The sequence below is a fragment of the Candidatus Chloroploca sp. Khr17 genome (genome assembly GCF_004138165.1).
GTDB lineage: Bacteria > Chloroflexota > Chloroflexia > Chloroflexales > Chloroflexaceae > Chloroploca.
On the sequence record NZ_RYFF01000006.1, the window covers coordinates 102,480 to 129,144 of the forward strand.

General features: G+C 57.5%; 22 protein-coding genes and 1 pseudogene. 5 read left to right on the forward strand and 18 right to left on the reverse strand.

What is annotated here, in order from left to right; all coding sequences use genetic code 11:
• Positions 1-58: 58 nt before the first annotated feature.
• The 3 genes from EKD05_RS05645 to EKD05_RS05655 are packed head-to-tail and all read right to left on the reverse strand — an operon-like array spanning position 59 to position 3,823.
• Positions 59-2,134 (reverse strand): diguanylate cyclase, encoded by a 2,076-nt coding sequence (locus tag EKD05_RS05645; RefSeq protein WP_129671466.1) that lies wholly within the window; start codon positions 2,132-2,134, stop codon positions 59-61.
• Positions 2,124-3,176 carry a uroporphyrinogen decarboxylase family protein gene (locus EKD05_RS05650; protein ID WP_129671467.1) on the reverse strand — a complete coding sequence of 351 codons (1,053 nt, stop codon included), beginning with the start codon at positions 3,174-3,176 and terminating at the stop codon, positions 2,124-2,126. The genes EKD05_RS05645 and EKD05_RS05650 overlap by 11 nt, the downstream gene beginning before the upstream one ends.
• On the reverse strand, positions 3,173-3,823 hold the full coding sequence (locus tag EKD05_RS05655) for a B12-binding domain-containing protein (protein WP_129671468.1): 651 nt from the start codon (positions 3,821-3,823) through the stop codon (positions 3,173-3,175). Before EKD05_RS05655 ends, EKD05_RS05650 begins: the two co-directional genes overlap by 4 nt.
• Before the next feature lie 412 nt (positions 3,824-4,235).
• On the opposite strand from EKD05_RS05655, the gene EKD05_RS05660 reads away from it, so the two are divergent.
• On the forward strand, positions 4,236-5,210 hold the full coding sequence (locus EKD05_RS05660) for a hypothetical protein (RefSeq protein ID WP_129671469.1): 975 nt from the start codon (positions 4,236-4,238) through the stop codon (positions 5,208-5,210).
• 354 nt (positions 5,211-5,564) lie between these two features.
• On the opposite strand, the gene EKD05_RS05665 is transcribed toward EKD05_RS05660, so the two are convergent.
• From EKD05_RS05665 to aroC, 3 genes are read right to left on the reverse strand one after another with little or no spacing between them, the layout of a single operon-like run.
• Positions 5,565-6,530 (reverse strand): prephenate dehydrogenase/arogenate dehydrogenase family protein, encoded by a 966-nt coding sequence (locus tag EKD05_RS05665; protein ID WP_129671470.1) that lies wholly within the window; start codon positions 6,528-6,530, stop codon positions 5,565-5,567.
• A 9-nt stretch (positions 6,531-6,539) separates the two neighbouring features.
• Entirely contained in the window at positions 6,540-7,133 is a 594-nt protein-coding gene (locus EKD05_RS05670; protein ID WP_129671471.1) for a hypothetical protein, read from the reverse strand.
• 14 nt (positions 7,134-7,147) lie between these two features.
• On the reverse strand, positions 7,148-8,218 hold the full coding sequence (gene aroC / locus EKD05_RS05675; protein ID WP_129671472.1) for a chorismate synthase: 1,071 nt from the start codon (positions 8,216-8,218) through the stop codon (positions 7,148-7,150).
• A 294-nt stretch (positions 8,219-8,512) separates the two neighbouring features.
• Between aroC and yvcK the strand changes: the two genes are divergently transcribed.
• The gene (yvcK, locus tag EKD05_RS05680) at positions 8,513-9,544 is read left to right on the forward strand and encodes a gluconeogenesis factor YvcK family protein (protein WP_129671473.1); all 1,032 of its coding nucleotides are present in this window, start codon (positions 8,513-8,515) and stop codon (positions 9,542-9,544) included.
• Positions 9,545-9,706: 162 nt separating this feature from the next.
• Here the strand turns inward: yvcK and EKD05_RS05685 are convergent, their stop codons facing one another.
• The 12 genes and pseudogenes from EKD05_RS05685 to EKD05_RS05740 form a co-directional block, all read right to left on the reverse strand.
• On the reverse strand, positions 9,707-10,693 hold the full coding sequence (locus tag EKD05_RS05685) for an ABC transporter permease (RefSeq protein WP_129671474.1): 987 nt from the start codon (positions 10,691-10,693) through the stop codon (positions 9,707-9,709).
• Complete coding sequence (locus EKD05_RS05690) at positions 10,690-11,766, reverse strand: ABC transporter permease (protein WP_129671475.1); 1,077 nt, start codon at positions 11,764-11,766, stop codon at positions 10,690-10,692. Before EKD05_RS05690 ends, EKD05_RS05685 begins: the two co-directional genes overlap by 4 nt.
• A gap of 32 nt (positions 11,767-11,798) precedes the next feature.
• Positions 11,799-13,442 (reverse strand): ABC transporter ATP-binding protein, encoded by a 1,644-nt coding sequence (locus EKD05_RS05695; protein WP_240695654.1) that lies wholly within the window; start codon positions 13,440-13,442, stop codon positions 11,799-11,801.
• Between the two features lie 12 nt (positions 13,443-13,454).
• A complete protein-coding gene (locus EKD05_RS05700; protein ID WP_129671476.1) occupies positions 13,455-14,771 on the reverse strand; it encodes a BMP family protein in 1,317 nt (438 codons plus the stop codon).
• 367 nt (positions 14,772-15,138) lie between these two features.
• Positions 15,139-16,290 (reverse strand): cellulase family glycosylhydrolase, encoded by a 1,152-nt coding sequence (locus tag EKD05_RS05705; protein ID WP_129671477.1) that lies wholly within the window; start codon positions 16,288-16,290, stop codon positions 15,139-15,141.
• Between the two features lie 98 nt (positions 16,291-16,388).
• A complete protein-coding gene (locus EKD05_RS05710) occupies positions 16,389-17,219 on the reverse strand; it encodes a PfkB family carbohydrate kinase (protein ID WP_129671478.1) in 831 nt (276 codons plus the stop codon).
• Positions 17,220-17,243: 24 nt separating this feature from the next.
• Complete coding sequence (gene jag, locus EKD05_RS05715; RefSeq protein ID WP_097651801.1) at positions 17,244-17,939, reverse strand: RNA-binding cell elongation regulator Jag/EloR; 696 nt, start codon at positions 17,937-17,939, stop codon at positions 17,244-17,246.
• Positions 17,940-17,955: 16 nt separating this feature from the next.
• Positions 17,956-18,975, reverse strand: a complete 1,020-nt coding sequence (locus tag EKD05_RS05720; protein WP_129671479.1) for a YidC/Oxa1 family membrane protein insertase — start codon at positions 18,973-18,975, stop codon at positions 17,956-17,958.
• A 92-nt stretch (positions 18,976-19,067) separates the two neighbouring features.
• Positions 19,068-19,397: pseudogene (rnpA, locus tag EKD05_RS05725) on the reverse strand (ribonuclease P protein component); the annotation flags it as partial.
• Between the two features lie 71 nt (positions 19,398-19,468).
• Positions 19,469-19,642, reverse strand: a complete 174-nt coding sequence (gene rpmH / locus EKD05_RS05730) for a 50S ribosomal protein L34 (RefSeq protein ID WP_097651798.1) — start codon at positions 19,640-19,642, stop codon at positions 19,469-19,471.
• A gap of 203 nt (positions 19,643-19,845) precedes the next feature.
• Positions 19,846-21,477, reverse strand: a complete 1,632-nt coding sequence (locus tag EKD05_RS05735) for a S1 RNA-binding domain-containing protein (RefSeq protein ID WP_129671481.1) — start codon at positions 21,475-21,477, stop codon at positions 19,846-19,848.
• 48 nt (positions 21,478-21,525) lie between these two features.
• Positions 21,526-23,601, reverse strand: coding sequence for a putative cobaltochelatase (locus EKD05_RS05740; protein WP_129671538.1), 2,076 nt, complete (start codon positions 23,599-23,601; stop codon positions 21,526-21,528).
• A gap of 452 nt (positions 23,602-24,053) precedes the next feature.
• On the opposite strand from EKD05_RS05740, the gene EKD05_RS05745 reads away from it, so the two are divergent.
• The 3 genes from EKD05_RS05745 to EKD05_RS05755 all read left to right on the forward strand — a co-directional run bounded on the left by EKD05_RS05745 (position 24,054) and on the right by EKD05_RS05755 (position 26,657).
• Entirely contained in the window at positions 24,054-25,133 is a 1,080-nt protein-coding gene (locus EKD05_RS05745) for a rod shape-determining protein (protein WP_097651796.1), read from the forward strand.
• A 109-nt stretch (positions 25,134-25,242) separates the two neighbouring features.
• Positions 25,243-26,151, forward strand: coding sequence for a rod shape-determining protein MreC (gene mreC / locus EKD05_RS05750; RefSeq protein ID WP_129671482.1), 909 nt, complete (start codon positions 25,243-25,245; stop codon positions 26,149-26,151).
• A complete protein-coding gene (locus EKD05_RS05755; RefSeq protein ID WP_129671483.1) occupies positions 26,124-26,657 on the forward strand; it encodes a rod shape-determining protein MreD in 534 nt (177 codons plus the stop codon). Before mreC ends, EKD05_RS05755 begins: the two co-directional genes overlap by 28 nt.
• Positions 26,658-26,665 lie beyond the last annotated feature (8 nt).

Here is a 26,665-nt window from a genome sequence, read left to right on the forward strand (position 1 = left end):
AGCACGCACAAAAGAGCTATGGATCACCACTAAAAAGCATTGTACCACAACGCCCCTGCTAATGCGTTTCTGCCTCTTTCCAGGTAGACACCCGATTGCGTCCGGTATACTTCGCATAATAGAGTGCCTGGTCAGCCCGCCAGATCAATTCACCCAGGGTCGTGAGATCGGGTTCAAGCGTTGCGACCCCAAAGCTCATTGTGATCTGCACTGGCCCACTCAACGTCTCAACGGGCATACGCTCGATGATCTGTCGCAAGCGCTCGGCAACCTGCATCGCCTCACTCAAACCGGTCTCTAGACAGACAATGATAAACTCTTCGCCGCCATAGCGGGCAACAATATCGAGTGGGCGTACCTGCTTAAGCGCTTTTGCTACGTGCTCCAGCACCTGATCGCCAACGGCATGGCTAAAGACATCATTCACCCGCTTGAAATGGTCAATATCCATAAAGATCGCCGAGAGTTTGCCCCCATAACGCTGCACGCGCCTGAACTCGGTCTCGGCCAGTTCACTAAACCGCCGCCGATTGTACAGCCTCGTCAGCGGATCAGTTCCAGCCAGCATATAGACTTCGCGGAAGAGCCGCCCATTCTCGAGGGCTGTGGCAACCTCATTGGCGAGCACCTGCATCATCGCTACCTGACTTGGCGTATATGTCTCTTCCTGCTTGCTTCCAAGCGTTAAAAGCCCGAGCAGATGCTCTTGATAAAGCAGCGGGAGACCCATCCAGCTCTTGAAACCTGTTACCAGGGGAAGCTCAAGCGACGCCATGGCCGCTGCATCAAGTATGAGCGGCATCCGACGTTGCATAATCTCGGCAAATGGGGGCTGTTCAGAACTGAACTCTTTACCAGTTAGTCTGGCTGTCCATTCAACAGGATGGGCAGAAACAAGGCGCAGGGTGTTCTCTTCCAATAAGAAAAGAAGCGACTGGTGGTTTGGCACTATCTTATCAAGCTGCACTAATACTTGATGTAACATCGCATCCATATCAACATTCGAGTTGAGATGGGCCATCATCTGGCGCAGTTCTTCCGTCAAATCACGTTCACTCCGTAATGAGGATTCCGCCTCGCGCAACATCGAATAGGTGCGCGCATTAGCCAGGGCAAGCCCACACTGATTGGCAATCGCCAACCCCAGGTTGAGGTATTGATTGCGATATTCGGGAAAGGTGATATGCCGTACCACCACCAGGCCAAAGGTCTCGTCGTGATAGCGGATCCGCAGATAAAAGCCCTCTTCCTGAGGAATAAGCGCGTGATCACCCTCCATCGAGGCTAGTACCGGCGCAAGTTCACCGTGGCGTGCGGGCTGATCGTGACCATCTTTGGCAAAAACAGCGACAATCTGATGACCCTGGATCTGGGCGTATTCTAGATTGTTACAGCCAAAGAGCATCGCAAACATATGGCGAATTGCGGTAATGGTTGTTTCTTCTGAACGGATCTGCGAGAGATCAACCAGCAGATCAAAGGCCATCGCATATTCGGCAATTTTGCGCTTCGCATCTTGCAAGACGCTTTTCGTCTCGGTTTGTGATGTCTTGAGATACCATTCTAAAATGATCTTCGCCAGGTAGAGCTTGAGATAATCAAGCCCAATCGTCCGCACCCGGTACGGCAGGGCAAGATAGGCGGCAAATTCTTCTAACCTAGACAGCGCCTCGGGATCAGTCTCGGTATCAAGCAACAACAACTCTTCGACCGCCTCGTGAAAGTAGTCACGGGCGAGCATTTGATCAAACCCCCACGCATACAGATGCGCACGCCAAGCCCGCAACCAGCCCGGCGAAAGCAGGTAGGTGCCGTGTTTCGTTTCGGTGTCGATCAACTCTGGCCCGGCAAGCATGACCAGACAGTGGCTCAGATGAATCAACTGCGTCTGAGCGTCTAGCTTCGCCGGGAGTGCATCGGGTGTTGCCGCACATGCGCCAAGCACGATCAGATCAGTTCGTGACGAAGCAACTGGTCGTGCAAAGATCTGGTCGGTATGCTGCAACAATTGCGGTCGCCCGCAGGTCAGTGCATATGCTTCAACGGTTACAAAAGGATACCCAAGTTCACGGACAGCCTGCGCTACATCCTCATAATAGTGTCGACACACGCGCAGACAGAGCTTACCGTTCATTACTTACCCAGTCGAGCGGATACCGACCCCAGCGTTGTACCGCTTCACTGATCGCCAGCAATGTTGTTTCAGGTACCTGGAAAGGTATTTCACCATGATTATCGGCGAGAATAAAGCCGCCCCCGGGCCCCGCCGCCGCAAGCGCCGCCTTGACGGCCACCTCAGCCTCGACTTCCGTCCAACGACGCATCTCAATCCCATTCAGATTGCCAAGCAGACTCACCCGGCCCGCGACCTTCTGCTTCATCAGGGCCAGATCTTCCTCGATACTGACCGCAACCGCCAGTGTCCCTGTCTGCGCAAAATCATCAAGCAGCGGCATGCAGCGCCCCGAGGCCACGTGGGTTGCGACCGGCCCTTTGATCCGTGCAATCACGTCTTTACTCAGGCGATGATCAAAGTCCAGATATTGTTCCCGCGCGACCACCGTGGTTGAGGCAACCGGATCAAAATAGCAGATGGCCGTCGCCCCGGCGTCAAGCTGCGCGTTGGCCCAGGCCACCGAAAATTCTGCATTGATCTGCAAGAGATGTTTGACCACCTCAGGCTGTTCGTACATCCACGTCAGGTACTGCTCGAAGCCCAGTTGCATCACGGGCAAGGAGAACGGGGCAATCACAACCCCAATGATCGGCATCGCCTCCTCACTGCGCGCACGCATCTGCCTGATCGCCTCGAGAACACGCCCAAGCACAGGTGAGCTTTCAACCGCAGGTGCTTTGAGCGTGCGAATCTCTTCCGGCTTGCGGATCATTGGCTCGCCTGCGTTGGCCGGACCATCATCGCTGAAGATTACCTCGCCCCCCCACGCCTCGACCTCTAGGGCCGCATAAAAAAGTGCGTAGAGGCAGTCGCTCTGATACTTGCGTGCCATCCGCAACTGACCTTCAGCCACATACTCGGCGTGCGCGAAATAGTCCCGCAACGACAGGCCCAGTTCACGTGCGCCATGCATCGTGACGAGCAGAAAGAGCGGCACCCGATCAGGTTCCTGATGCCCAAGCGTCGTCAAGACCCGCTCTAGTGAAGTCATAGCTGTCATGCGGATGCCTCCAGGAAACTCGTCACCAGCGCAACACTATCCGACGCCGTGCTGCCCATCGCATCGGCCCCGACCTCTTGCCAGAGCTGTCGGTCAAACCGGAACGGGGCACCACCAACTATGATTTTTGGTCGCCATCCTGCCGCATCGAGTCGCTGACGCACCGCTTTGACCTGCAATGCCGAGGGCAGCATCAACACCGAAATAAGCAAAATGGCAACCCGTTCACGCACAACTCTGGCAACAAGATTATCGGTATCAATCCGACCATAATCGCTGACAACAAAGCCACCCGAGCGCAATGTCGCATAGACCATCCGCTTGCCCAGCATATGGTAGTCTTCGAGCACTGCAATCGCGATAACAGGTTGTCTTTGCTGCTGCACATTCGCCGCTGGCAAAAGCGTATCAACAATCTCTTCACAGATACGCCCACTCATATAGACCTGGGCCAGCGATACGTCACCTTGCTCCCAGCGTTCACCAATCACTTCAAGCGCCGGCACAATGAGTTGCTCAACCATCATGACCGGACTCATCTCGGTCACAAGTTCTTCGAGCAGGCGCCGCACCTCAAGGCGATCAATGGCAAGCAAGGCTTCGAGAAATGCGTTGTGTTGTGCGCCAATGTCTCGTTCAGCCGTCATAAGAACCTCTCTCGTTGTGCTTTGCTGGACAACAAGCCAACTAAGCTGGCTTGTTGTCCAGCAAAGCAACCAGGTCTGGGAACCGCAGGCCCATAGGGATGTCATAGGCATGGTACACGCCGAGCGCCCTCCCGTTGGAAGAGAGACAGTTATCCCCGGGAAAGATCCCTTCACTGGGGCGTCAAGGATAATCTGCCCTGCAGCTGATCGCGTTTGTAACCAGTACTCAAGAGTCAAGGATAATCCGCCCTAAGGCTGATCTTGTTTGTAACCGGGTTTATTATACTCATCACAGGTCAGGCGTCCGGAGCGACAGACGTGTCCCTGACAGATACCTCTAATAACCCCACTGTCGTCCCCTTATACCCCCAACGGCTGCCATATGGCAGCCGTTTCCACATGAAGGAGGCATATGAGACGTTCCCGCTTACCATCCGGGCAGCAGCCCAGACCACGGCATAACTCCCGACGTACCATGCTGGCAATGGGGATGCTTTTGGCCCTCGGAACGCTTCTTTTGATCGTTATGTTGGTCACGAGGTCGCCAACAAACCAACCGACTGCCACCGTCCCGTTAGCAACCGACGGATGCCGCGGGTTGCCCGCCTTTGCCACTACCTTCACTGCCGAAGCCGGCGGTACGCTAGCGCTGGCAACCGATCGCACCGAACAAGGCCTCGTTCTGCTCACCGACGCAACCGTCTACCAGCACCCAACCTGGGACGATGCCGGGTACCTTGGGGCCATGGCCTATGATCAAATGGGCAATGTCTATGTGGCCCCCACTCCGCGGATTTCACTGCAAGATAACCCCCTGGCAGGCGTGACCACCCTCTGGCGCGTTGATAGTGCCACCGGGACAATGCATCCCTTTGTCACCCTCGCAGGCGAGGCTGGCGAGCGCAATCCGTTTGGGGTTCTGGGCCTGACCTATGCCTGTGGGCTTGACCGCCTCTTCGTCGGCACTGTCATTGGCTCAACCCCTGGCGAAGAACGGGGCGGCATCGTTGCACTCGATCGCGCTGGGCAACAGACCAGCCTGGTGACGGGCCTTGATGTGATGGCGGTGCTCGTTGTGGCAACCCCCGATGGCTATGATCTCTATGCGGGCCTGGCACGCAGCCCTGATCTTGTTGCACTTCCGCTCGATGCCAGCGGAAACCCCAGCGGGCCACTGCGCTCCCTCCTCGATCTCACCACCGCCGGAGCCACCGCCGGCGAACGTGCCCGCAAAATGCGTCTCGTTGGCGACGAACTCGTTGTTGATCTGGTGCCCTTCAACTTCTCATTGCAATCGAGCGCCACCGGCAACCCCCAGGCTCGTCAAGCCACCTGGGGGTGGGATGCCGATCAGGGCACCTGGGTCGTTCGTGCCTCGGCACGGTAAATGGTTTGTACCGTACGTTTTCTGGTGTTTTGCAAGCCCGGGTGCGCGGGCCTCCCGCCCGCTGTTGCTCCCGAAGCGATCGTCCCGCCCGCGCACCCAGGGCGATGGCATCTTCCGTGTATACATTCCCCCAAGGGCACCCGCAAGGGGTGCCCGTACACCGGGTCCGAACCCCGGCCGGTAGGGGCACCCCTTGCGGGTGCCCTGATAGCGCGTCTTTTTGTCTCCGGTTTTGTATGATGCAATCGCCCTACCCGCGCACCTTTGCGTAGGTGGGCTTCACCCTTCGCGTCTTCGCGTCTTCGCGTGAGCTTATTTGAAAAGTATTGGGTCTAGCCCGAGAGAAGAGCGATCTTACGGGCGCCGTCGCGGGAGGCGAAAGGTGAGCAGGTTGCGGCGTTCGGGTTCAGGTTGGTGCAAAAAGGCATCTTCACCGGGGCGCAGGCCGGGCCGCGTCTCAAGCCAGCCTTCGCGTTGCTCGCGTACCCGTTGCAGCAACGCCTCGATGTCCTCGGCGTCGCCCTCGTCAACCTGATCGCGGACTTCCAACAGAAAGCTGATCATCTCGTTGATCCAGCGCTTGAGGCCGTCGCGATTGGTCATCAGGATATCGCGGTGCATTTCAGGGTCACCCGAGGCGAGCCGCGAAACGTCGCGAAAGCCCGTCGCCGCCAGGGCCGCCATCTCTTTCCAGGCTGGGCTGCGCCCGGTGATCTCGACCAATCCGACCGAAAGCAACATAGGCAGGTGCGAGATACCAGCCACATAGACATCATGCTCTTCAGGGTCGATATAGTACGGTTTGGCTCCGACCGTCCGCACCATCGCCTCAACCGCTTCAAGCGCCGCCTGAGGGGTGCTCCGCCCGGTGGTTAAACAGTAGATCGCTCCATTGAAGAGCTCAGGATCGGCGGCTTTTGCCCCGGCTTTCTCTTTGCCTGCCATTGGGTGCCCACCCACATAAGCCACCCCCGACGGCAAGGTTGCGGCCCACCGGGACACTTCGGCCTTGGTACTCGCAACATCAGTGACAACCGTGCCTGACGCCAGCAGCGGGCCAAGCTGGGCAAACACCTCGCGGATCGCACGCACCGGGGTTGCCACCACAATAATCTGAGCGTCACGCACCGCCTCGGCCAGCGTCCGCGCCTCGCGATCAATCGCCAGCCGCCCGCGTGCCTCCTTGACCGCCCGCTGATCACGATCCCACCCGACAACTTCCAGGGCCCCCAGCGGCGACTCGCTCGCCTCAGCCGAACGCAACGCCATGCCAAGCGACGTGCCAATCAATCCCATCCCGATAATGCTTATCCGAACCATGCATGCTCCTTAGACTTCGCCGCTTACTTCGGCACCCACCTGCGCGAGAAAGAGCAATTCAGCAATCACGACCACCACCGTCAGCAACAGCAAACTGACCCAGGTGAGCACCCGTAGCCCGGCGAGCATGGCAATCATTGCCACCAGCAGGCCAATTTCATACGACTGACGACGCACTCGCCGACTATCAAGCGCTCGCGCCCGTGTGCGAAAGAGGCGCAGGCTGGTAGCATGAAGAAAAGGACGACTGATCGCCGCCCCAACCAGAAAGAGAGCCCCGATGAAGAGGGCGTAGATGGGCAGATCAGGCAAATCAAGCAGCCAGTCTTGTGGTGCAGGCACAAAGGCAAGAATGTAGAGCAACAAAAACGAACCGACGGTACCCTCAATCGTCAACCCCGTCAGACCCATCGCCCGTTCAACCGGGATAAAGGTCAACAGCGGAGCCGTCAGGGCCAACCCATAAAAGAGCAGCCGCTGCAGTGCAAAGACGGGATCAGTCGGGGCAAGCCCGCCAAAAAGCAGCAGCGCCAGCGCCGCCGCCCAGCAGAGGCCAGCGATCGCTGCGAGTAGCAACGAAATTTGCGGTCGCGCAAGATTCATAGCATCATTCAGCGTTATACCCGCGCCGTACGCTGGCGCAAGAGATGGTCAGCCAGCACGAGTGCCAGCATCGCCTCAGCCACCGGCACCAGGCGCGGCAGCACCGTCGGATCGTGTCGCCCGCGCACCTCGATCGTCGCCGCATTGCCCTCACGATCCACCGTTTGTTGCGCCTGCGCAATGCTCGCCGGCGGTTTGGCGGCCAGGCGCACCACAATCTCTTCGCCCGTCGAAATGCCACCGAGGATTCCTCCGTGGCGGTTGCTGACTGTGCCAATGCGCCCATCCTCGCGGCGCACAAAGGGGTCATTATGCTCAGAGCCACGCAACCCGGCGACCCCAAAACCCTCACCGATCTCGACCCCTTTGATCGCTGGGATCGAAAACATCGCCTTGCCGATCTCAGCCTGCAGTTTATCAAAGACTGGCTCACCCAGACCAGGTGGCACACCACGGGCGCGCACCTCGACAATGCCACCAAGCGAGTCGAGCGACCGACGCGCCTGATCAACCCGCTCAACCATCAACGCAGCCACCCGCGCATCCGGGCACCGCATAATGTTGCGCTCAATCTCGTCCTCGTCAAACACCTCGGCACACAGATCACCCATCTGTAGCGTATAGGCAATGATCGAGATTCCTTCGCGAGCGAGGAGCAAGCGCGCAATTGCCCCACCAGCAACCCGCCCGATGGTTTCACGCGCACTCGAACGCCCACCGCCCCGCCAATCGCGAAAGCCATACTTGGCATCCCAGCTATAATCGGCGTGGCCGGGTCGATAGAGATCTTTGATATTTTCGTAATGCCCCGACTTGGCGTCAGTGTTGAAGACAAGCATCGTAATCGGCGAGCCAGTGGTGCGCCCCTCGAAAACCCCCGACAGGATCTGTACCTGATCAGGTTCCTGCCGTTGTGAACTCACCTTGCTCTGTCCAACACGGCGACGGTCAAGCTCACGCTGGATCGTCTCAGGTTCGAGTGGCAACCCAGACGGGCACCCATCAACCGTGCATCCCACGGCTGGCCCGTGCGACTCGCCCCATGTGGTTAACCGAAAGATCTGCCCAAAGCTATTGCCTGCCATACGAATGTAACGCCTCCGGCTGAAGCTCGCGGGGCTTGCACTCTCAACCTCGGCTTCTTTCCAGCAAAAGAAAGCTGCCTGGGTGGCGCTGCCCCATACGCATGAACGGAGAAACCAACGCGTATGCTGGCTTTTGTCGCCACCACAAGCCTGATTTCGGGGAGCCTTCGGCCCCTAAACTCCCTGCCAACATAACATAGTTTTCAGGGCACGGCAAGTCAGAAGTACTGGCTGAAAAGAGAAGGATCTACCGTACAATAGGATATGGTAGAGTACGACGCCAGGAGATAAACCATGACCAATGGCATAGATGAGGGAGCGGGTTTCAAGCTCGTAGCGATCGGTGGCGGTGGTGGGGTCAGCCAGATATTGCAGGGGATGCTGCCCTATCATGGCAACCTCACCGGGGTGATTGCGGTCACTGACACCGGGCGCAGCACCGGCATCGCGCGTGAACTTGGGGGCATCCCGGCCCCGGGCGATCTGCGCAATACGCTCGCCAAACTCGCCCGCGATCCCGATGACCTGCTCGCACGGTTGATGCAATATCGCTTTGTTGCCCCAACGCTGCCAACCCTTGACGGCATGGCCTTTGGCAATCTCTTGATCGCTGCGCTGGCCCAGATGACTGGCGATTTTGGGCAGGCGATCACGATTATCAGCTCAATGCTTGCTTGTCGTGCGACCATTCTGCCCGTTGCAACCGTTGATGCCCATCTCTGCGCCGAGCTCGCGGATGGCAGCCTGGTCGAGACCGAACTGGCCGTACGCGGCCTCAACAAGCCTCCGCTTGCCCGCCTCTTTCTCAAACCCGCTTCAGCCCCCGCCAATCCTGCGGTGCTCGCAGCGATCAGTGAAGCCGATCTGATTGTGCTTGGCCCGGGCAGTTTCTTTACGTCGGTGCTGGCCTCATTGCTCTTTGACGGTATGATCGATGCCCTGCGCACAAGCAAGGCACGCATCGTTTTTGTCTGCAATACCACCACCCAGCCAGGCCAAACCGACGGCATGAATGTCTATGCCCATATCGATCACCTGGTCGCTCTGCTTGGGCCAGGCACCTTGACAGCCGCCTTGATCAACCGCAGTGAAGATCTTGATCCTGCGATCCTGGCGCCCTACGCCGCCGAAGGCGTGCATCTCCTTGAGCCTGACGACCAGGAACTGGCCCGCATCGCCGCACGCGGCGTCACGCCACTGGTGCGCAACCTCACCGAAACCCCCTCAGGCAAACGCGAGCTCTGGAACAAACAGGACACCATCCGTCACGACCCTGCCTTGATCGGCATGGCGCTCTGGAAACTCATCCTCGATCAACGCCTCTGAAAGCCGCTCCTTTGCTCGACATGCTTTCAGAAAGGGCCGGATCAGCTTTACCCTCGACGCGGAGCGTAAACGGCACAGCACCCTGAAACCTTGCCCTAGCACAAACGGCCAGCAGGCTGGCCGTTTGTGCTAACAAAAAGCAGCGACGCTTGGAGGCCGCCCTCAAGGGCGCTCGAAGCGTTGCCCAAGGGCCGCAGGGGCGGCCACGGCCAACCGCGCAACAAGCATTCCGACAGGGCCGCGCAAGGTCGGTGGGAGGCTCGCAATCCGCCGTAACGCTTGCGGGCTAGAGACCAGGTTGACCAGCGCCAACACCAAGATCATCAGCACAAATGGTGCCACCTGGAAGACCTGTGTTGGGACACCTGCCATCGTACGCTGCGAGCGAAGCGCGACAATCTCGAGCGCCGCAAAGAGATAGCAGCCAAAGGCGACGCGCCACGGACGCCATCCCCCAAAGATCACAATCGCCAGCGCGATCCATCCCATGCCAAAGGTATGCCGGTACGACCATCCCTGACGCAGATCGAGCGAATAGGCCGCCCCGGCGATGCCCACCAGTGCCCCCCCCAGAATGCACATCAGGTAGCGCATCCGCGTCACGGGAACCCCACGCGCAAATGCTGCGGCAGGGCGTTCACCAAGCGCTCGCACCGTCAAACCCACTCGTGTATGAAAAAGCATCCACCAGATGAAGGGCACCAGCAGAAAACTAAGATAGATCAGCAAATTATGCCGAAAAAAGATCACTCCAACGATGGGCAGATCAGCCAGCAACGGAATTGGCAGAAACGGCACTGATGGGCCAGGCACGCGCACGACTGGTGCGCCAAGAAACGAGGAGAGCTCAATCCCAAGCAGAGCAAGCACAAACCCCACCGCTGTCTGTGATTGGCCCAGCGTGAGGCTGAGGATGCACAGGATCAAGGCGATCGCCGCCCCGATCAGCGCCGCTGCGCCAAAGCCCAGTGGAACGTTGTTGGTCACAAGGGCCACCGTGAACCCACCCATCGCCCCCAGCATAATTGTGCCATCAAGCGAGAGATTGATCACACCCGAGCGCTCGCTGAGCAACGCGCCCATCGTGGCAAAGATCAGCGGTGCCGCCGCCGCAAGCACAGCCCCCAGATCAATCGCTAGCTGGTTCATGCCCTTCTCCTGCGCTGCATCAAACCGCGTGATACCAAGGCAGCCAGCACGAGTGTCCCCTGCAAAACACCGGCAATGCTGCTATCAATCCCCAGAGTCAGGGGCAACTGCACACTCCCAACGGTAAACGTAGCAAAAACGACCGCCACTGGCAACACCCAGATCGGGCGGGCCAGCACCAGCAAGACCACCAACAAACCAATGAGGCCAACCCCACTCGAAATATTGGGAATCAGTTGGTGAAAAACACCAAGCACCTGAAGCGTGCCGGCCAGACCGGCGAGCAGGCCACAACCCGCCATAGCTTGCGCCATGCGTTTGACCGCTGGCACACCCAGGCGATCGGCTGCCGCCCCATTTAGCCCGACCGCCCGCACCTCTAGACCCCAGCGCATCCGTGACAGTACCCACCAGACTACGACCAGGGACACAATGGCAATGATTGGCGCAAGCGGAGCCAGGCGCAATGAACCGATTGTAGGCAACCAGAGTTCGCGTGGCAACAGCGCCGTCCCCGAAGAAGAAGCACTACCCTCACGTCGCCACGGCCCAAGAATAAGATAGAGCGCAATCCCACTGGCGAGAAAATTCAAGCCCAGGCCCGCAAAGATCTCGTTCACCCCCGCCCCAAGGCGCAAACTCGCCGCCAGCAGGGCCCAGAGCGTCCCACCGGCAGCGCCAAACGCAAAACTGAGCATCCAGAGCAACGGGGGCGGCAGATCGGGAAAGAGCCGAAGCGGGATCATCGCCGCAATCGCCCCGAGCACGACCTGCCCTTCGATCCCCAGATTATAGAGCCCTGCGGCAAAAGTCAGCGTCAACCCACCGGCACAGAGGATCAACGGGGACGCAAGCATCACCATATCACCAAACCGGATCGGGGTACTGAAAGCACCAAAAAGAAGGATTCGGTATGCATCAAGTGGAGCCACATCAACCGTCAGCAACACCACGGTTGTCAGCACCAGGGCACCGAGAAAAGGCAAAACCAGACGAGCCAGATAATCAGCGAGATCAGCTAGCCGATATGTCGTGCGACTGGTGAGTTGTCCTCCTGCGTCTTGGATCTGCATAACAACTTCAGGCTAACGCCCTTCAAGGTGCGTCAAGACGCACTGCGTTCAAAACCAACGCCACCAATCAACTCGGCCAGACGTGCCCCCGTCAGCGTAGCTCGTGGCAACGGGGCCGACATTTCGCCCGCAAAAAACACCAGGATCTCATCACTATAAGCCAGAAGTTCATCAAGATCCGCCGAAGCAAAAACCACCGAGCAGCCAGTGGCACAGCGTGCCTGCAAGCGTTGCCAGATCCCCTGCGCCGAGGCCACATCAAGCCCACGGGTCGGCTGTTCACATGCCAGCCCGCGACAAGCATCGGGCACCAGCGCAAGCATCGCCCGCTGCTGATTCCCCCCAGACAACGCAATGAGTGGGGTGATCGGGGTTGCCTTAATTTCGTACGCTGCAATCGCCTCGCGGGCCGCCTGCACGGCAACCTGCCGATCAACCGTAAGCCCCGTCGGTTGCAACAGCGCAAAATGATCAGTCAAAGAGAGGGCACCGACAATGCCATCACGCATACGATCCGCCGGCAAGTATTCGATCCCGGCCTCGCGGTAGGCGCGCGTGCGTGTACGCGTCATATCCACACCATTGACCAAGATCCGGCCACTATCGGGGTGCAGACGACCGGCCAGCAGGCGGAGCAAAATCTGTTGTCCACTGCCATCCAGTCCCGCCAGACCAATGACCCGCCCCTGCGGGATCCGCAGATCAACGTTACGTAGCCTGACCATCCCCTCGCGAGCGGTGACCTGCTCAAGCTGCCAGACCAGTGGAGTCGTTAGGCTAGCCTCAGAGGATCGCTCATCCTGGCCTGGCTGAACCACAGGCACACCCGGCGGTTCATCCACCGTCACCCCTGCCAGCAACAACGCCTGTCCACTTGTCTTCACAATCCGTTCACCAAACATCAACTCGAGCAAGCGTTGCTGTGGTTGCGGCATCGGTAACTGTTCACCGACCAGTTGCCCGGTGCGCAGCACACTGACGGTATCGCACAGCGCCGCCACTTCATCAAGCTTGTGGGAAACAAAAAGCACCGTATTGCCATCAGCGGCCAGTTGGCGCAGCGCTTCAAAAAGAGCTTGGGCCTGGGCCGCCGTGATCCCGGTCGTTGGCTCATCAAGAATGAGCGTACGGGCACCACAGGCGAGCAGGCGGACAATTTCGAGCTGCTGCCGTTGCCCAACCGTCATCGCCCCGACCGGCGTATCAGGCGCAAGGGTAAAACCGAGGCGTTGCGCCATCGTGGTCAATGTTGTCCGGGCCATCGCCCGTGAAGGAAAAGCACGCCGCGGGGCTGCACAGAGCAGATTTTCTAGGGCCGTAAAACCAGGCACATCAAGCGGATCTTGATGCACCATACCCACCCCAGCCTGAAGCGCATCGCCCGGCCCACGTAGCCTGACGGGCTGACCGTCAAACGCAAGCTGACCCGCATCGGGCTGCAGAAAACCTGACACGAGTTTCATCAGGGTACTTTTGCCGGCCCCGTTCTCACCCAGCACACCGTGAATCTTGCCCGACGCAAAGCGCAACGACAGCCCATCGTTGGCACGAAGGCTGCCGAAGGTTTTGGTTAAGTTCGTGACGGCAATTTCCATTACGTCCCAAAAACTCGATACGTTGCGGTCGAGCAAGCCGACATTGCCGACTTGCTCGACCGCAACGTAGTTGGCTTCCACAGGCCCTATGCGCTACGGCGCACTCTGACCTTCGATACCCTCAAGTAGCTGCGGTGTATTCCAGATCGCCAGATCTTCAGCAACCTCACCATCAGCCACAAAAACCGTCCCATCCTGGAAATTCAGCGGCCCGGTAAAGAGATTCAGACTGCCATCGGCCAGTTTGCTGATGAAATCATCAAGCAGCACCCCATTCTCAGGCGTCAATCCTGGCCCCTTGATAAACCCAATCATACTGCTGTCGGGATTATTGATATCGTTCCAATCCGGCCCGATCCATTCCCACTGTGACTCAAACCGGCCTTCGATCGCATCACCGAGAATCTCGGTATAGCGTGGCCCCCAGTTAAAATAGGGCACCCCAAGACACACATCCTCACCTTGAGCACAGGCATCTTTGTAGTCATACGGCACCGCCCAGACTGTTCGCCCGGCTGCCGAGGCCTTATTCGCCTCAACCAACCCCTCAGTCGTATCAATGCCCGAGATGATGACATCATTGCCTTCACTGATAAAATCAGTCGCCACACGGGTTGGATCAAGCGTAACCCCAGGAATATTGAACCAGAAGCCAATCCAGGTCACCTTGAAGTCAAGGCTGTCAGCCGGCTGCTCACGGTAATTTTCCCAGCAATACTTCGCGCCCAGATAGGTCGAGTTGACCAGACGGCGCGTCTCGGGGTCAATCAACGGGCCCAGGTAGGCCAGTTTGCCCGCGTCGCTCTGCAGCGCAGCGGCACAACCTGCCATCATTTTGCCATATTCCATGCGCCCCATCAGATTGGTCACATTCGGTGGCGCACTCCCCGTCAAGACTGCATCACCCGAGGCATGCAAGAAATAGACATCCGGATGGGCTTCGGCCGCAAGATTGGTTCCCTCACCAAACTCGGCGCTATTGGTAATCACAAACTTCGCGCCCTGGCTGATCAACTCCTCAATCGCTTGCTCAACCTGGACATTGGGGCGGTCAGCGGGATTGACTTTATCAATGTAGATAAAGCGTGACCCCGGCAAACGCGCCTCGGCATACTTAGCCGCCTCGAAGTGGGCCTGGTTCCAGCCACCATCATTCGTCGGTCCAACCAGAATCATGCCAAAGACAAACTCTTCTTCAGCCGGAGCTTCGGTCGCTGCGGGTGGCTCGGTCGGTTGAGTCGCTTCAGCCGTAGGCTCAGCGGGGGCATCTGTTGGCTCAACCGGTGGCGCACCGGTAGCCTCGGGGGCAGGAGCAGCGGTCGGTTGCGCGGCGGGGGTTGTCCCACACGCGCCCAGCAGCAAGGCGAACAGAACAAGCAGGGCAATGAACCGGACGGGTGGCTGACGCATGGTTGCGCTCCTCTGATACCTGGACAAGCCGGCAATAACAAATGCTGACAACAACGTGGAGTTGCTGTCAGCATTGATGCATTCGCACGAAGACAATGGGCTTACAATGGGCTCGTGCCCTTTGCCGCGTCATCGCTGGCGTTCATATATTAAGTTCAGGTTAACAACTATGGCTGAGTATACTCTATGCCTGGATGCGTGTCAACCTGGGGGTGCTGCCAGCGAAGCTAGCAGCACCCCCATTATTAGTAGTCAGTAACCTAAGTTTTCTGCTCTGTTGCGGAAGGGAGTGCCGGCTTCAGCCGACACTCCAGAATACCAGCAAATGGAGTTGACAGACTACTGCGAATGGGTAGCGTCCCTCAACTCAGTTGGCGATGAAGAGATCGCCAATTAACCCATCAAGTGTCGCCTGAAAAGGCCAGAGCACAACCCCCGCTGCACCTCTAGCACGGCTCGTGGCAAGCCCGATGCGCAGATCTCGCCGCAATTCCTCTTCGTTACGCAGGGCTCCGGGGCCAGTGGGAAAACCGAGTTCAGTGACGACGATCGGTTTTTGCTGAGGCAAATTCCTCAATTCAACGAGCGCACGGCGGAGATCAGTGGGAAAACCGGCTCCATAATACCAGTGCGCAGCATAGCGCCCCGCATCATACGGATCATTGTCGTAGTAGTGAAACGAGTAGAAATCCACCAGATCTGCCGGTGAAGCATAGAGTCCAGCAGGACGGAAATAGCTTTTACCAAAACCCATACCAATCGTTATTGGGCGCCCGGGGTCAAAAGCACGCACATCGGCGCTCATTCGTGCGAGAAAGACCACGCGATGCCAAGCCAGTTCACGACATAACGGAAAATCACCATTATCCCAGTCCCAGCACCGCTGGTCCATCGGACTCCCAATATCAGGCTCATTGAAGAGATCCCAGCCGAGCAGACCGGAACGTCCTGCGAGATGACTGACGACCGGGCGAATATGCAAGGCAGCGGCAGCCTCATACTGACCACCGTGCAGCTGATCTTGCGGAAATTTCGCCAGCAAGACCGGCAAGACATAGATGCCGTGGCGGTTGGCGCTGGCAATCAAGGTATCAAGGTGCGCCAGGGCAGGGGCTTTATCATACGCTTCACTCGTTGTCCGTGCGCCACCAAACACATAGTAATTGAGAAAGATCCGGATTGTATTGACGCCAAGCGCCTGCAGGCGCACCATATCGGCATCAATCAACGCCTGATCCCATGGGCAGCGTCCATCCGCTCCGAAATGCAATTCAGGGCACCCAGGCGGGGCACCGGTATAGTCAATGTAGTTGACGCCACGCACCTCAAAGGGTTGCCCATCGACGAGCAACTGATCACCAGCGATAGTGATCGCGGGCAAACTGGGCGTATCCGGCAGGGTAAGAACACTACGCTGCTGTGCGTTCGCAAGATCTGCGCTTGTGGTAACCAGCACAACCAAGAGCAACACTAGCGCTATCTGTCCGATCGGTCTACGCCAACAAGATGCGATCATCATCAACCACAGCCTCTCCTACCAATTGGAATTGAGCCATCCACATCGGTCGTGCTGCCAGAGTGCAGAGAAATGTCATGCGCGGCAAGCGGTGCATGCGATCACATCTGGAGACGAGCCAACACCGCGTCACGGTTGGTCAAATTGCCCAGATCCCGCCCTTCAACCGCTAGGGCAGCCGCAGCACTGGCAAACTGTGCGGCAGCCAGCGCATCACCGGTCTCAGCCAGACGCACGAGCATCGCCGCAGCGAAGACATCGCCCGCACCAGTTGGATCATCTTCCTGCGCAGGACACGCAGCGATTGGTTGGATCACACCATGCTGGTAGAGTGTCGCCCCCGCAGCCCCGCGCGTCACCACAACGAGCGGGCAATGGCGCGCATAACTCGCGACCAGCGCTTCATCACCAGCCACATCCTCAATACTAACCACCAGCAGATTGATCCGACGCAACAATGCTGGCGGCGGCAACCAGTGGCACGGTTGCACGAGTGCCGGCAGAGGTTCGGTCCAGGTTCGCATCCAGCCCTGAGGTGTCACCACAATCAACGCCTCAGGAAACGCCGTGATCAGCGCAAGATCAAATTCATGGGCAACAGGAGCCAGATGCACAAGCGGGGCGGCATACCAAGCATGGGGCAGATGCTCAAGCAGAAGCGGCGAAGCCAGCGCGTGCAGCCACTGGTTTCGCCGCTGAGCCTCATAGCGATTTTCAAATGTTGTCACCGCAGGTGAAGGCACCAGAACGATCTGAACACCTTCATGATCGGGAAGGCGTGCCGATGGCGTGCTTGCCGTCACCATTGCGGCATTCAAACCCAGACGCGCCGCAGCCCCCGTCGCATAACGCACGGTGCCCCCAGGCGCAAACCGGCCATCAGGCAACTGATCGTACGTGGCATGCCCGAGGGCAAGAAACTGCGGCACCATCGTCTTCAACAGCCTAGCAACAACTTATGAGCGTGCCGGAAAGATCACAATCTTACGATTCTCACCCTCACCCGAACTCTCGGTATAGATCGTCTTATCATCACGGAGCGCAAGGTGGACAATTCGACGCTCGTAGGCCGCCATTGGTTCCAGCATCATCGGGCGACCGGTCTGGCGTACCCGTTCAGCCATCCGGCGGGCCAGACCCTCGAGTGACTCCTGGCGACGCTGGCGATAATTGCCAACATCAACGACAATTTGCGGCCACTTCTGCACTTGACGACTCACGAGCAGATTAAGCATAAACTGAAGAGAACGCAGTGTCTCGCCACGGCGACCAATCAATAGGCCCATTGCCTCTTCATCGGCACCCTCGACGTGCAGCGTGATCGTCTCTTCGACATCACCTTTTTGCCCAGGCACCCGCGAGACAACTGGCGTCACATAGGCATGGATATCCATACGTGCGAGCAACTCATCAAGCACCGTCTGGGCTATCGTCTGCACATCATCGGTCGAAGAGGCTCGAGTGATCGGAAGCGCAGACACTGGTTCGTCATCATCATCATCTACCACCGTGACACGTACCAGGGCCTCATCACCAGCCTCGCCAGGCTCGAGCACCGCGATCATCACCTCGTCACGGTCTTTGCCGAGCTGCGCCAGGGCGAGCTCAACGGCTTCCGTAACGGTGCGTGCGCTGATCTCGATGCTTTTCATAGTCTTCCTTTTACTCCTATTTGCGTCTACGATTGCGACGTGGACTTACTTGTCCTCGCATCTGTGCCTGAGATGCCTTATCGACCGGTTCGCCTGATTTATCCACGATCAGCTCAGCACCACCTTCGGTGCTACTCGCTGATGCAACCGCAGGCTGTAACTCGGTCAACGGACGCATCACATCCCAGAAATCAGCACGTGTGGTTGCTACAGATGCTTCATCCGAAGCACCCGTGTCGGTAGCAACGGCGGCAACTGCCGACGTAGGCAGGCTCGTCGGCTTGCCATCTGGGGGTAAAAACTTGAGATAATTGGCCAGTGAACCCCACCCGCTAATGAAATACTGTTGCACCACCCCAACCATGCTGCTGACAACCCAGTAGAGTACCGCACCCTGAGGGAAGGTGAAGGCGATATAACCAAACACCAGCGGCATAAACATCATCATCTGGGTCATCATCTTCTGCTGGGGATCCTGCACCCGTGGGGTTGCCATCACCGTCTGCAAGAACTGGAAGACGATCGAGAGAATCGGCAGCACAACATAGGCCACGCCGACAAAACCATTGGGCCCAAACGCGACACCGCCGGGCTCAATCACACCAAACAACTTTTGTGAAAAGACTGCGGCAACGGCAGGATCTTGTAACGCCGCTTCAGCCGCAGAACTCAGATACTGGCGTCCCTGTTCACCACCAAACAGGTGATAGACCGCCTGATACACACCAAAAAAGATCGGCAGCTGGAGCATCAACGGCAGACATCCACCAACTGGATTAACCTTATGCTCTTTATAGAGCTTCATCGTCTCTTCTTGCAGCTTTTGCGAATCTTTGCCGTACTTTCGCTGCAATTCTTTCATCAACGGCTGAAGCTGCTGCATTGACCGGCTCGAACGAATCGAGCTCAGGGTGAGGGGCAAAATAAGCAGACGTGCGGCAATGGTAAAGAGAATAATGCCAAGGGCCACATTGCCTGTAGCTGATGAAAACCAGATCAGCGCCTGCTCAAGCAGGCCAACAAACCATGACCACATATGGTCTCCTCAACGTATGCGCACCCTTGACGACCTAAACATCTTCTTCGGAAGGGGCGAAATTGACACTCGACAGTTTAAAGGCTGCGCCAGAGTTTTGCCTGGCGCAGCAATCCTTCAACCAACTCTTGCAACTGTGGGAAAGGTAGCTCACCCACTTCAGGCTTACGTACAACAAAAACGAGATCGTAACCTGTTTCAACGTGGGGCAAAGCCAGACGAACAGCTTCACGCGCTCGTCGTTTGGCTCGATTGCGTATCACTGCACTTCCCAGGTACTTGCCAACGACGAACCCACAACGAAGACGGTGTGGTCTGCCGATCCGCACGTACAAGGTCAGCAGGGGTGACACGAAACGTTGACCCTGGTTTCGTACACGCCGAAACTGTTCAGGATGACGCAAGCGGAGAGCACGTTTCATATCAGATCATGACACCATAGCCACGGCTTCAGGCGTGTTGTGATCGTACGCTGTGCGACGTGCAGACCCATTTAGCGATGCCCACGTCGCACCTGACGACGCTCATCGCTCACCGATAGTTTATAGCGACCCTTGATGCGACGACGGCGCAGGATGGCACGCCCGTCTTTTGTCTCCATCCGTGAAAGAAACCCATGTTTACGCCGGCGCGGAATGCGCTTGGGCTGCCATGTACGTTTTGGCATATCTACGCTCCTCTCTATGACAAACTCAGAGTATTATACGTGCCACGTTCGGGCAGTGTCAAATACGTTTCCCCTAGGTGCGAATACTTATTCCCCACGTTATCAGGTGGGTGTGAGCGACGAAGTCGCTCACACCCACCTGATAACGTGGGGACTGGGGAGGGGACATCCCAGACCGTTGCGCAAGCCCTGGCAAGGGCAGCCTACTCGTCGCGGCCAACCTGCTGCAACGTTCGTTTGATGGCATCACGCTGGCGGCGTTCCTGCCGATCCTGGCGCTCTTCTGGATCGTCGTCAAAGTCCTGTTCTTCGCGCTTATTTGTTTTGCGCTCACGACGTGGCGGAACCGCCCCACCAAACTTACTGAGCAGATCTTCGAGGGTTGCATCACCGACAAACTCTTCTTCAACATCCTCGGTGCTATAGGTTTCGGGTTGAACGGCATTGCGACGCTCGCGTTCACGCTCACGACGTTCGCGGCGCTCACGCTCACGCTCACGCCCGGCCTTGGCCTCGGCTGCGGATGAGGCAAAGCGTGCTGCTGCTGGTGCATTCGCTGAACTGGCCGCCGCACGTGACTGGGCAGGGGCATTGCTCGTCGCCGGAGCGTAGCCCTCTTCGTCACCCTCAACCATCGCTTCGTCATCGGTCTCTTCAAGCCGCATGGTTAGGCTGATCCGCTTGCTCTGCTGGTCAACTTCAAGCACCCGGACACTGACCTTATCGCCAACAGACACGACATCCTCAACTCGATTGACCCGATTCGACGACAGAGCTGAAATATGCACCAGGCCATCGCGTCCAACCCCGATATCAACAAAAGCACCAAACGGGGCAATGCCACTGACAACACCTTCAAGAATCTGATTGGGCTCAAGTTGCTGCATCTTCTGCGAGCGTTGAGCACGGCGCAGGCTCAAGCTGATGCGCGTTCCATCGGGGTCAACTTCCAGGATTTTGAAGGCGAAGCGATCCCCAACTTTGACCGCATCTTCAGGCTTTTCAACCCGACCTTCAGCCAGTTCACTCACGTGAACCAGGCCATCCTTGCCCACACCGATATCCGCAAAAGCACCAAACGGTGCATAGCCCGTAATGACCCCTTCGACCACATCACCGATTTTCAACGAGGCAAGGCGTTCTTTGTCAACCTCGGCACGGCGTGGACGATTTGCATTGCGTGCCGCCCCACGAACGACCTCAGCGCCACGTTCGCGTTCACCGCTCCCGGTTCGCATGGTCAGACTAATCCGGCGCGCTTCGGGATCGACACTTTTGATTCGCACGTTGACGGTATCGCCAATTTGCACCAGATCAGACGGAGTATCAATGCGGGTATCACTCATTTCCGAGATATGCACCAGACCATCGCGCCCAACCCCGATGTCAACAAAAATACCATAGAGCGCAATCGACGTGACACGGCCTTCGAGTTCCATTCCCGCACGCAGATCTTTGAGTTTACGTGGGCGCGAACCATCCTCGGCCACCGGGGTAAAACTAGCTCCTGACTCGGCAGAAGTTTCGCCTGTCACCACGGTTGCAACCGTCGCGGCCTCTTCGGTCACGGCTGCAACTACCGGCTCAGCCTCGGGTGTGGCGACCGCTTCCGCAGCAGCAGAGGCATCTTCAGTTGCCACAACCTGTGCGGTGTCGGTGTCTGCTGAGAGAGCAGACTCAGTCAGTTCAGACGCAGGCTGACCCTCAGACACAACCGCTTCTGCTTGCTCTGATGGGGCTACTGTGGCCTCAACTGCTGGAGTTTCCACTGCGGTGAGTGGCGTCGTCAACCCCTCATTCTCGGTGGTCTCATCGTTACGTACCTGATCGGTCATCTCCTGCGTTCCTCCTGACGTGTGGCGTCCACTGCTCTGCTTATCCATCTATATTTGCATCTGGCGACGGACAGCCTGCACCAGGCCATCATCGCTCAGGTCTTCAAGCCGATAATATGATCCTTTGAGGTGTTCAGCGAGGCGACGTGAAAGCCCCCGTTCAAAGGTTGGATGCTCGGTATCGATCACGATCGCCCGAATATCGCGGGCCGCAATCAGATCAGCAATCTGATAGGCCTCTTGTTGAGGAGGCAGTTGACTAATTGCAACATTGGCCTGGCCGTCAGTCAAGAGTACCATCAACGGCAAGATTTCGCTATCCTGACGACGTGCCCGTTCGAGTAACTCAAAGGCGGTCAACATACCCCGCGCAAGTGGCGTTTTGCCACCCGTCGGCATAGTCTGGAGGCGTTTCTGGGCAAGTTCGACACTATTGGTGAGGGGCAAGAGCACCCGAGCATAGTCGCGCTGAAAACTCACCAGACCAACGCGGTCGCGGCGCTGATAGGCATCGCGCAAGAGTGACAGCACTGCTGCTTTCGTCGCCTGCATGCGTTCTTCCGCAGCCATACTCCAACTTGCATCAACGACAAAGCAGACCGCATTACGGGTACGTCGGACGCGCACCTTCTGGCGGAGATCGCGGCGGGTGAGCAGCACCCGTGGGCGGTGACGCCCGTGGGCTGAAACCAACGTGCGGCGCTCGCGCTGATAAATCGCGGCTTCGCGCAAAGTTGCATCAAGCGCCAGATCAGTTACACGGTGTTGCTGACGACTCGTAATGTAACGCCCCTGCTTGCGGGTTGTCCGGGTACGGGTACGCTTACCCGGCGAACGTCGCTGCTTCCGATCAGAAGTCGCCTCGAGTCGACGCGTTCGAAACATCTCATCGGCGTCGAACTGCTTCCCCCCCGTCTGTTTGTCACTCGTCTGTCCACTCACGTCAGCAGTCCCCGCACTGCCAGTTGGTGTCACTGAGCCATCCGTATTGCCCTGATCATCGCCACTCTCACCATCATCACCTGGTTCACCTAAATCAGCTTTTTTTTTTACTTCATCCTGGGCCGCAGCTTCAGCAGCCTTGCCATTGCGCTCAAGAATCGAGGCAACACGCTGTTCATCAAGCTTGATCTCGGCAAAGGGTTGACGACGCATCCGATGGGGCAATGCCAGTTCGGCGGCAGTACGAATATCTTCCACCGTCAGTTGCGTACGACCGCTCCACGCAGCGTGCGTGCGAGCAGTCTCAAGGATCGTTAGATCAGCGCGATGGCCGTCGACACCGAGTTCGATACAGAGGCTCGCGACGGCAGCCATATCAGAGCGATCCATGCGCACTGCGGGTAATAACTCACGTGCAGCGACAATGCGCGCAGCTAACTCAGTTTCAGCGGCACGCCACTCTTCACTGAAAAGGTGCGGATTCGTCTCATAAGCGAGACGGCGCTCGATCACAGCCACCCGGGAAGCAACGTCGGTCAGGCCGACAACCTCAACCGCAAGGCCAAAGCGATCAAGCAACTGCGGGCGCAACTCACCCTCTTCGGGGTTCATCGTGCCAACGAGGATGAAGCGTGACGGATGCGAAATACTCACCCCTTCACGTTCAACCGTATTAATGCCCATCGCAGCGGCATCAAGCAGTAGATCAACAAGATGGTCATCAAGCAGATTGACCTCGTCAACATAGAGCAGGCCACGATTGACTTGGGCAAGCAGACCAGGCTCAAAACGGCGTTGCCCTTCGGTAATCGCATGCTCAAGATCGAGGGAACCAACGACCCGATCTTCTGACGCTGAAACAGGCAACTCAACCAGACGAATAGGTCGGGTACGAGTTGGGGGTGGCTCCCCTTCGCCGAGGGCCTGACAGGTATGGCAGAGACCGGCGACGCGATCCGGTTGGCAGGAATAGGGACACCCTTCCACGACCGTAATTGACGGCATCAGATGAGCCAGGCCGCGCACAGCGGTCGACTTGGCCGTCCCCTTCTCACCACGAATAAGAACCCCGCCCACACGTGGATTGATCGCGTTGAGGATCAGGGCGCGTTTGAGCCGTTCCTGGCCAACGATGGCAGTGAAAGGATAAACTGGACGTAAAACCGAGGTTGTCACAACAATAAAAATCTTCCAGCCCTCAGAAGAGCCAGAAGTCCTAAGCTGCAGCGCCGGTAGAGAGTTTGAAGCGAAAACGACCCAATGACGACCACCCGCCCGATGTGTACGCGTGCTGCCAGACTTCCCCACAAGGATCTGCACTGACTTCAACCACAGCAGTACGCATTCTCTCACAACCCTGCGTAAAAGTCAAATCGCATGGCCCGCGTAACTAACAGGCAACCCTGGGAGCGAGGGCGAGACGCCCTCGAACAACCCGAGGGCGTCTCGCCCTCGCTTCCAGGAGAAGGGTGAGCATGCACGACCAATGCTTCGTTGTGCTGTTGCAACAAGCGACTATGCTATAATGAGGGCGAACTCTAAGACAGCGCACATTAGAGTTGCGCACGAGGGATCTTTCTTTGGCGCTAATTTCTGTTTCCGCACATGGGTTGCGGCGATTTTTGGAGTAGAACGTGGGCTTTAACCCGATCAATTCGCTGTTTGGAGCATTTAGTCGTGATCTTGGGGTTGATCTTGGCACAGCCAATACCCTGGTGCATGTACGTGGCAAAGGCATCGTCATCAGCGAACCTTCGGTGGTTGCGATTGATGCCAAGTCCAAACAGGTATATGCCGTCGGGGCCGAGGCCAAGGCGATGGTAGGCAAGACACCAGCCAATATTATTGCCGTACGTCCACTCAAAGACGGGGTGATTGCTGATTTTGATGTCGTCGAAAAGATGCTGGCCTATTTTATCAAAAAGGCCCATGCTTATTCGGCGATGCGGCTGATGGATCCCCGTCCGCGGGTGGTTGTTGGCGTTCCTTCGGGCGTGACTGAAGTGGAACGGCGCGCAGCCCGTGATGCGACCCTGAATGCGAAGGCTCGCGAGGCCTATGTTGTTGAAGAGCCAATGGCGGCTGCGATCGGGGCGGGCTTGCCTGTTGATGAGCCGATTGGCAGCATGATTGTTGATGTGGGTGGTGGAACAACCGAGGTGGCCGTTATTTCGCTGGGTGGCATTGTCGTCAACCACTCGATCCGCACCGCAGGTGACGAGATCGATGATGCGATTGTCCAGTTTGCCCGTCGTGAGTACAACCTGTTGATCGGCGAGCGGATGGCCGAACGGGCCAAGATCGCGGCAGGCTCGGCGTATCCGCTTGATGAAGAAATCAAAGTGGTGCTGCGTGGGCGTGACTTGCTGACTGGCTTGCCCAAAGCAGTCGAGGTTAGTTCGGTGGAAATCCGTGAGGGCATTGCTGGCCCGGTCAATGCGATTATTCAAGAGGTGCGCCTCGCGCTCGAAGAGACACCCCCAGAACTTGTCGCCGATGTCATGGAGCATGGCATCACCCTGGCTGGTGGGGGCTCGTTGCTGCATGGCCTTGACCGGCGCATTGCTGCCGAAACCCGCATGCCAGTACATATCGCCGAAGATCCGCTCTCGTGTGTCGCACGCGGTGCGGGCAAAATGGTCGAGAATTTTGAGAACAAAGTCTATCAAGATATTTTGACTCGTTCGCAAAATTCGCGCCGCGCCAAGTTTTAAAAATCAGGTTCGTCCTGGCCAGCCGCTAGTCACGTACTACCTTGACAAAAGGGAGCATCTTGCCTATCCCAGGCCGCCCGTTGTCGCTGACCTGTGGTAGAGTGCAGTTATGCATGATTTATTGAACGATAAACCAATCAAACTGCGCCGCGGCCAGATCAGGCTTCCACTCGGGCTACGGTCGCTGCTGGTAGGGTTGCTCCTCTGTGGCCTGGCCGTGCTGTTGATCACCCTTGATGGTCAGGGGAACCTCGCGCCGGCTCGCGCCTTCGTGCAGCAGGGGCTTGCTCCCGTGGCACAGGTGTTGACCGGCATTCGTGGGCAACTTGATGCGTTCGCCACGGCTCCTTTTGGTGACGCTGCTGTCCGGGCACGTCTGCAAGAACTTGAACGGGAAAATAGTCGGCTTGCCGATCAATTGCTGCGCCTTGAGCAAGCCCAGGTCGAGAACGTTTTCTTACGCCAGCAACTCCAGATACAACGTGAACATCCCTGGACTTTGCTGGGGGCTGAAGTCACGGTACGCTCGCCTGATGCCGGACGACGGGTGATTGTGATTGCCCGCGGGACACATGATGGCCTCGCGCCAGGGATGGCGGTGATCAGCCAGTTGCCTGGTGGGCCAACGGCACTGATCGGGATTGTTGAGGCTGCCGGCCCAAGGACGGCCGAGGTGCTCTTGATCACTGATATTAGTAGCCAGATCAGTGCGCGTGTGATGAGCGAAGGGCGTTCAGCACTGGGGATGATGCAGGGACAATGGCAGAATGGCTCACGCCTACGGCTCAACCAGGTTGACCGGGGCTTGCCACTCAAGCAAGGGGCATCGGTGATGACAGCAGGCATGACCGCTGCCCTCAATTTGCCCCTTGATCTCGCCTCAGTGCCCTCTAACATTCCTGTTGGCGTGATCGAAGAGGTACGCACAGCCGAGAATTATCAGTATGCTGACCTACGACCTCTTGTTGATCCAGACCAGGTACGGTACGTGTGGGTGATTCTCAACCAAGACGATTAGAAGAACGTGTTGTTCATGAATTGGGCCGCCTTGTGGGTATGCTTGCCCTGGCGCTCATTCAGGTAACACTCCTGAGTACACCCCTTGGGTTCTCGGTTTCGCTCGTTTTGATTGTGGTGATTTCAGGTGCGCTGCTGAGCATTGGCGCGGCGTTTCCTGATGTTGGCGTCCAGCGCGTTTTGCGCTGGGCACTCTATGGAGGATTGACGCTCGATATCCTGGCGGCGACCTATCTGGGGACTCACGCCCTGGCCCTGCTTACAGCAACCCTGGTCGTCGTCGTGTTGGCGCGACGGATACGCATTGAAGGCATCATGATTCCGTTGCTGGCCGTGCTGATCGCGAGCGTGATCTATGAACTCGTGCTGGCGTTGTTGATCAATCGAGGCATGATAGAATGGCAGACATACGCCCTGATTATCATCCTGCCGAGTATTCTTATCACCCTGATCCCAACCCTGCCGATCTTTTTCCTGGTACGCTGGTTGCTCCGCAATCAGTTGTGATCATCTGA

Bases quoted from the DNA above. Each gene is read 5' to 3' on its own strand.
- EKD05_RS05665 (WP_129671470.1), bottom strand. From the start codon at position 6,530: ATGGTTCGGATAAGCATTATCGGGATGGGATTGATTGGCACGTCGCTT.
- EKD05_RS05645 (WP_129671466.1), bottom strand. From the start codon at position 2,134: ATGAACGGTAAGCTCTGTCTGCGCGTGTGTCGACACTATTATGAGGAT.
- EKD05_RS05685 (WP_129671474.1), bottom strand. From the start codon at position 10,693: ATGAACCAGCTAGCGATTGATCTGGGGGCTGTGCTTGCGGCGGCGGCA.
- jag (WP_097651801.1), bottom strand. From the start codon at position 17,939: ATGAAAAGCATCGAGATCAGCGCACGCACCGTTACGGAAGCCGTTGAG.
- aroC (WP_129671472.1), bottom strand. From the start codon at position 8,218: ATGGCAGGCAATAGCTTTGGGCAGATCTTTCGGTTAACCACATGGGGC.
- EKD05_RS05735 (WP_129671481.1), bottom strand. From the start codon at position 21,477: ATGACCGATCAGGTACGTAACGATGAGACCACCGAGAATGAGGGGTTG.
- EKD05_RS05670 (WP_129671471.1), bottom strand. From the start codon at position 7,133: ATGAATCTTGCGCGACCGCAAATTTCGTTGCTACTCGCAGCGATCGCT.
- rpmH (WP_097651798.1), bottom strand. From the start codon at position 19,642: ATGCCAAAACGTACATGGCAGCCCAAGCGCATTCCGCGCCGGCGTAAA.
- EKD05_RS05655 (WP_129671468.1), bottom strand. From the start codon at position 3,823: ATGACGGCTGAACGAGACATTGGCGCACAACACAACGCATTTCTCGAA.
- EKD05_RS05650 (WP_129671467.1), bottom strand. From the start codon at position 3,176: ATGACAGCTATGACTTCACTAGAGCGGGTCTTGACGACGCTTGGGCAT.
- yvcK (WP_129671473.1), top strand. From the start codon at position 8,513: ATGACCAATGGCATAGATGAGGGAGCGGGTTTCAAGCTCGTAGCGATC.
- EKD05_RS05660 (WP_129671469.1), top strand. From the start codon at position 4,236: ATGAGACGTTCCCGCTTACCATCCGGGCAGCAGCCCAGACCACGGCAT.
- EKD05_RS05700 (WP_129671476.1), bottom strand. From the start codon at position 14,771: ATGCGTCAGCCACCCGTCCGGTTCATTGCCCTGCTTGTTCTGTTCGCC.
- EKD05_RS05710 (WP_129671478.1), bottom strand. From the start codon at position 17,219: ATGGTGCCGCAGTTTCTTGCCCTCGGGCATGCCACGTACGATCAGTTG.
- mreC (WP_129671482.1), top strand. From the start codon at position 25,243: ATGCATGATTTATTGAACGATAAACCAATCAAACTGCGCCGCGGCCAG.
- EKD05_RS05690 (WP_129671475.1), bottom strand. From the start codon at position 11,766: ATGCAGATCCAAGACGCAGGAGGACAACTCACCAGTCGCACGACATAT.
- EKD05_RS05720 (WP_129671479.1), bottom strand. From the start codon at position 18,975: ATGTGGTCATGGTTTGTTGGCCTGCTTGAGCAGGCGCTGATCTGGTTT.
- EKD05_RS05705 (WP_129671477.1), bottom strand. From the start codon at position 16,290: ATGATGATCGCATCTTGTTGGCGTAGACCGATCGGACAGATAGCGCTA.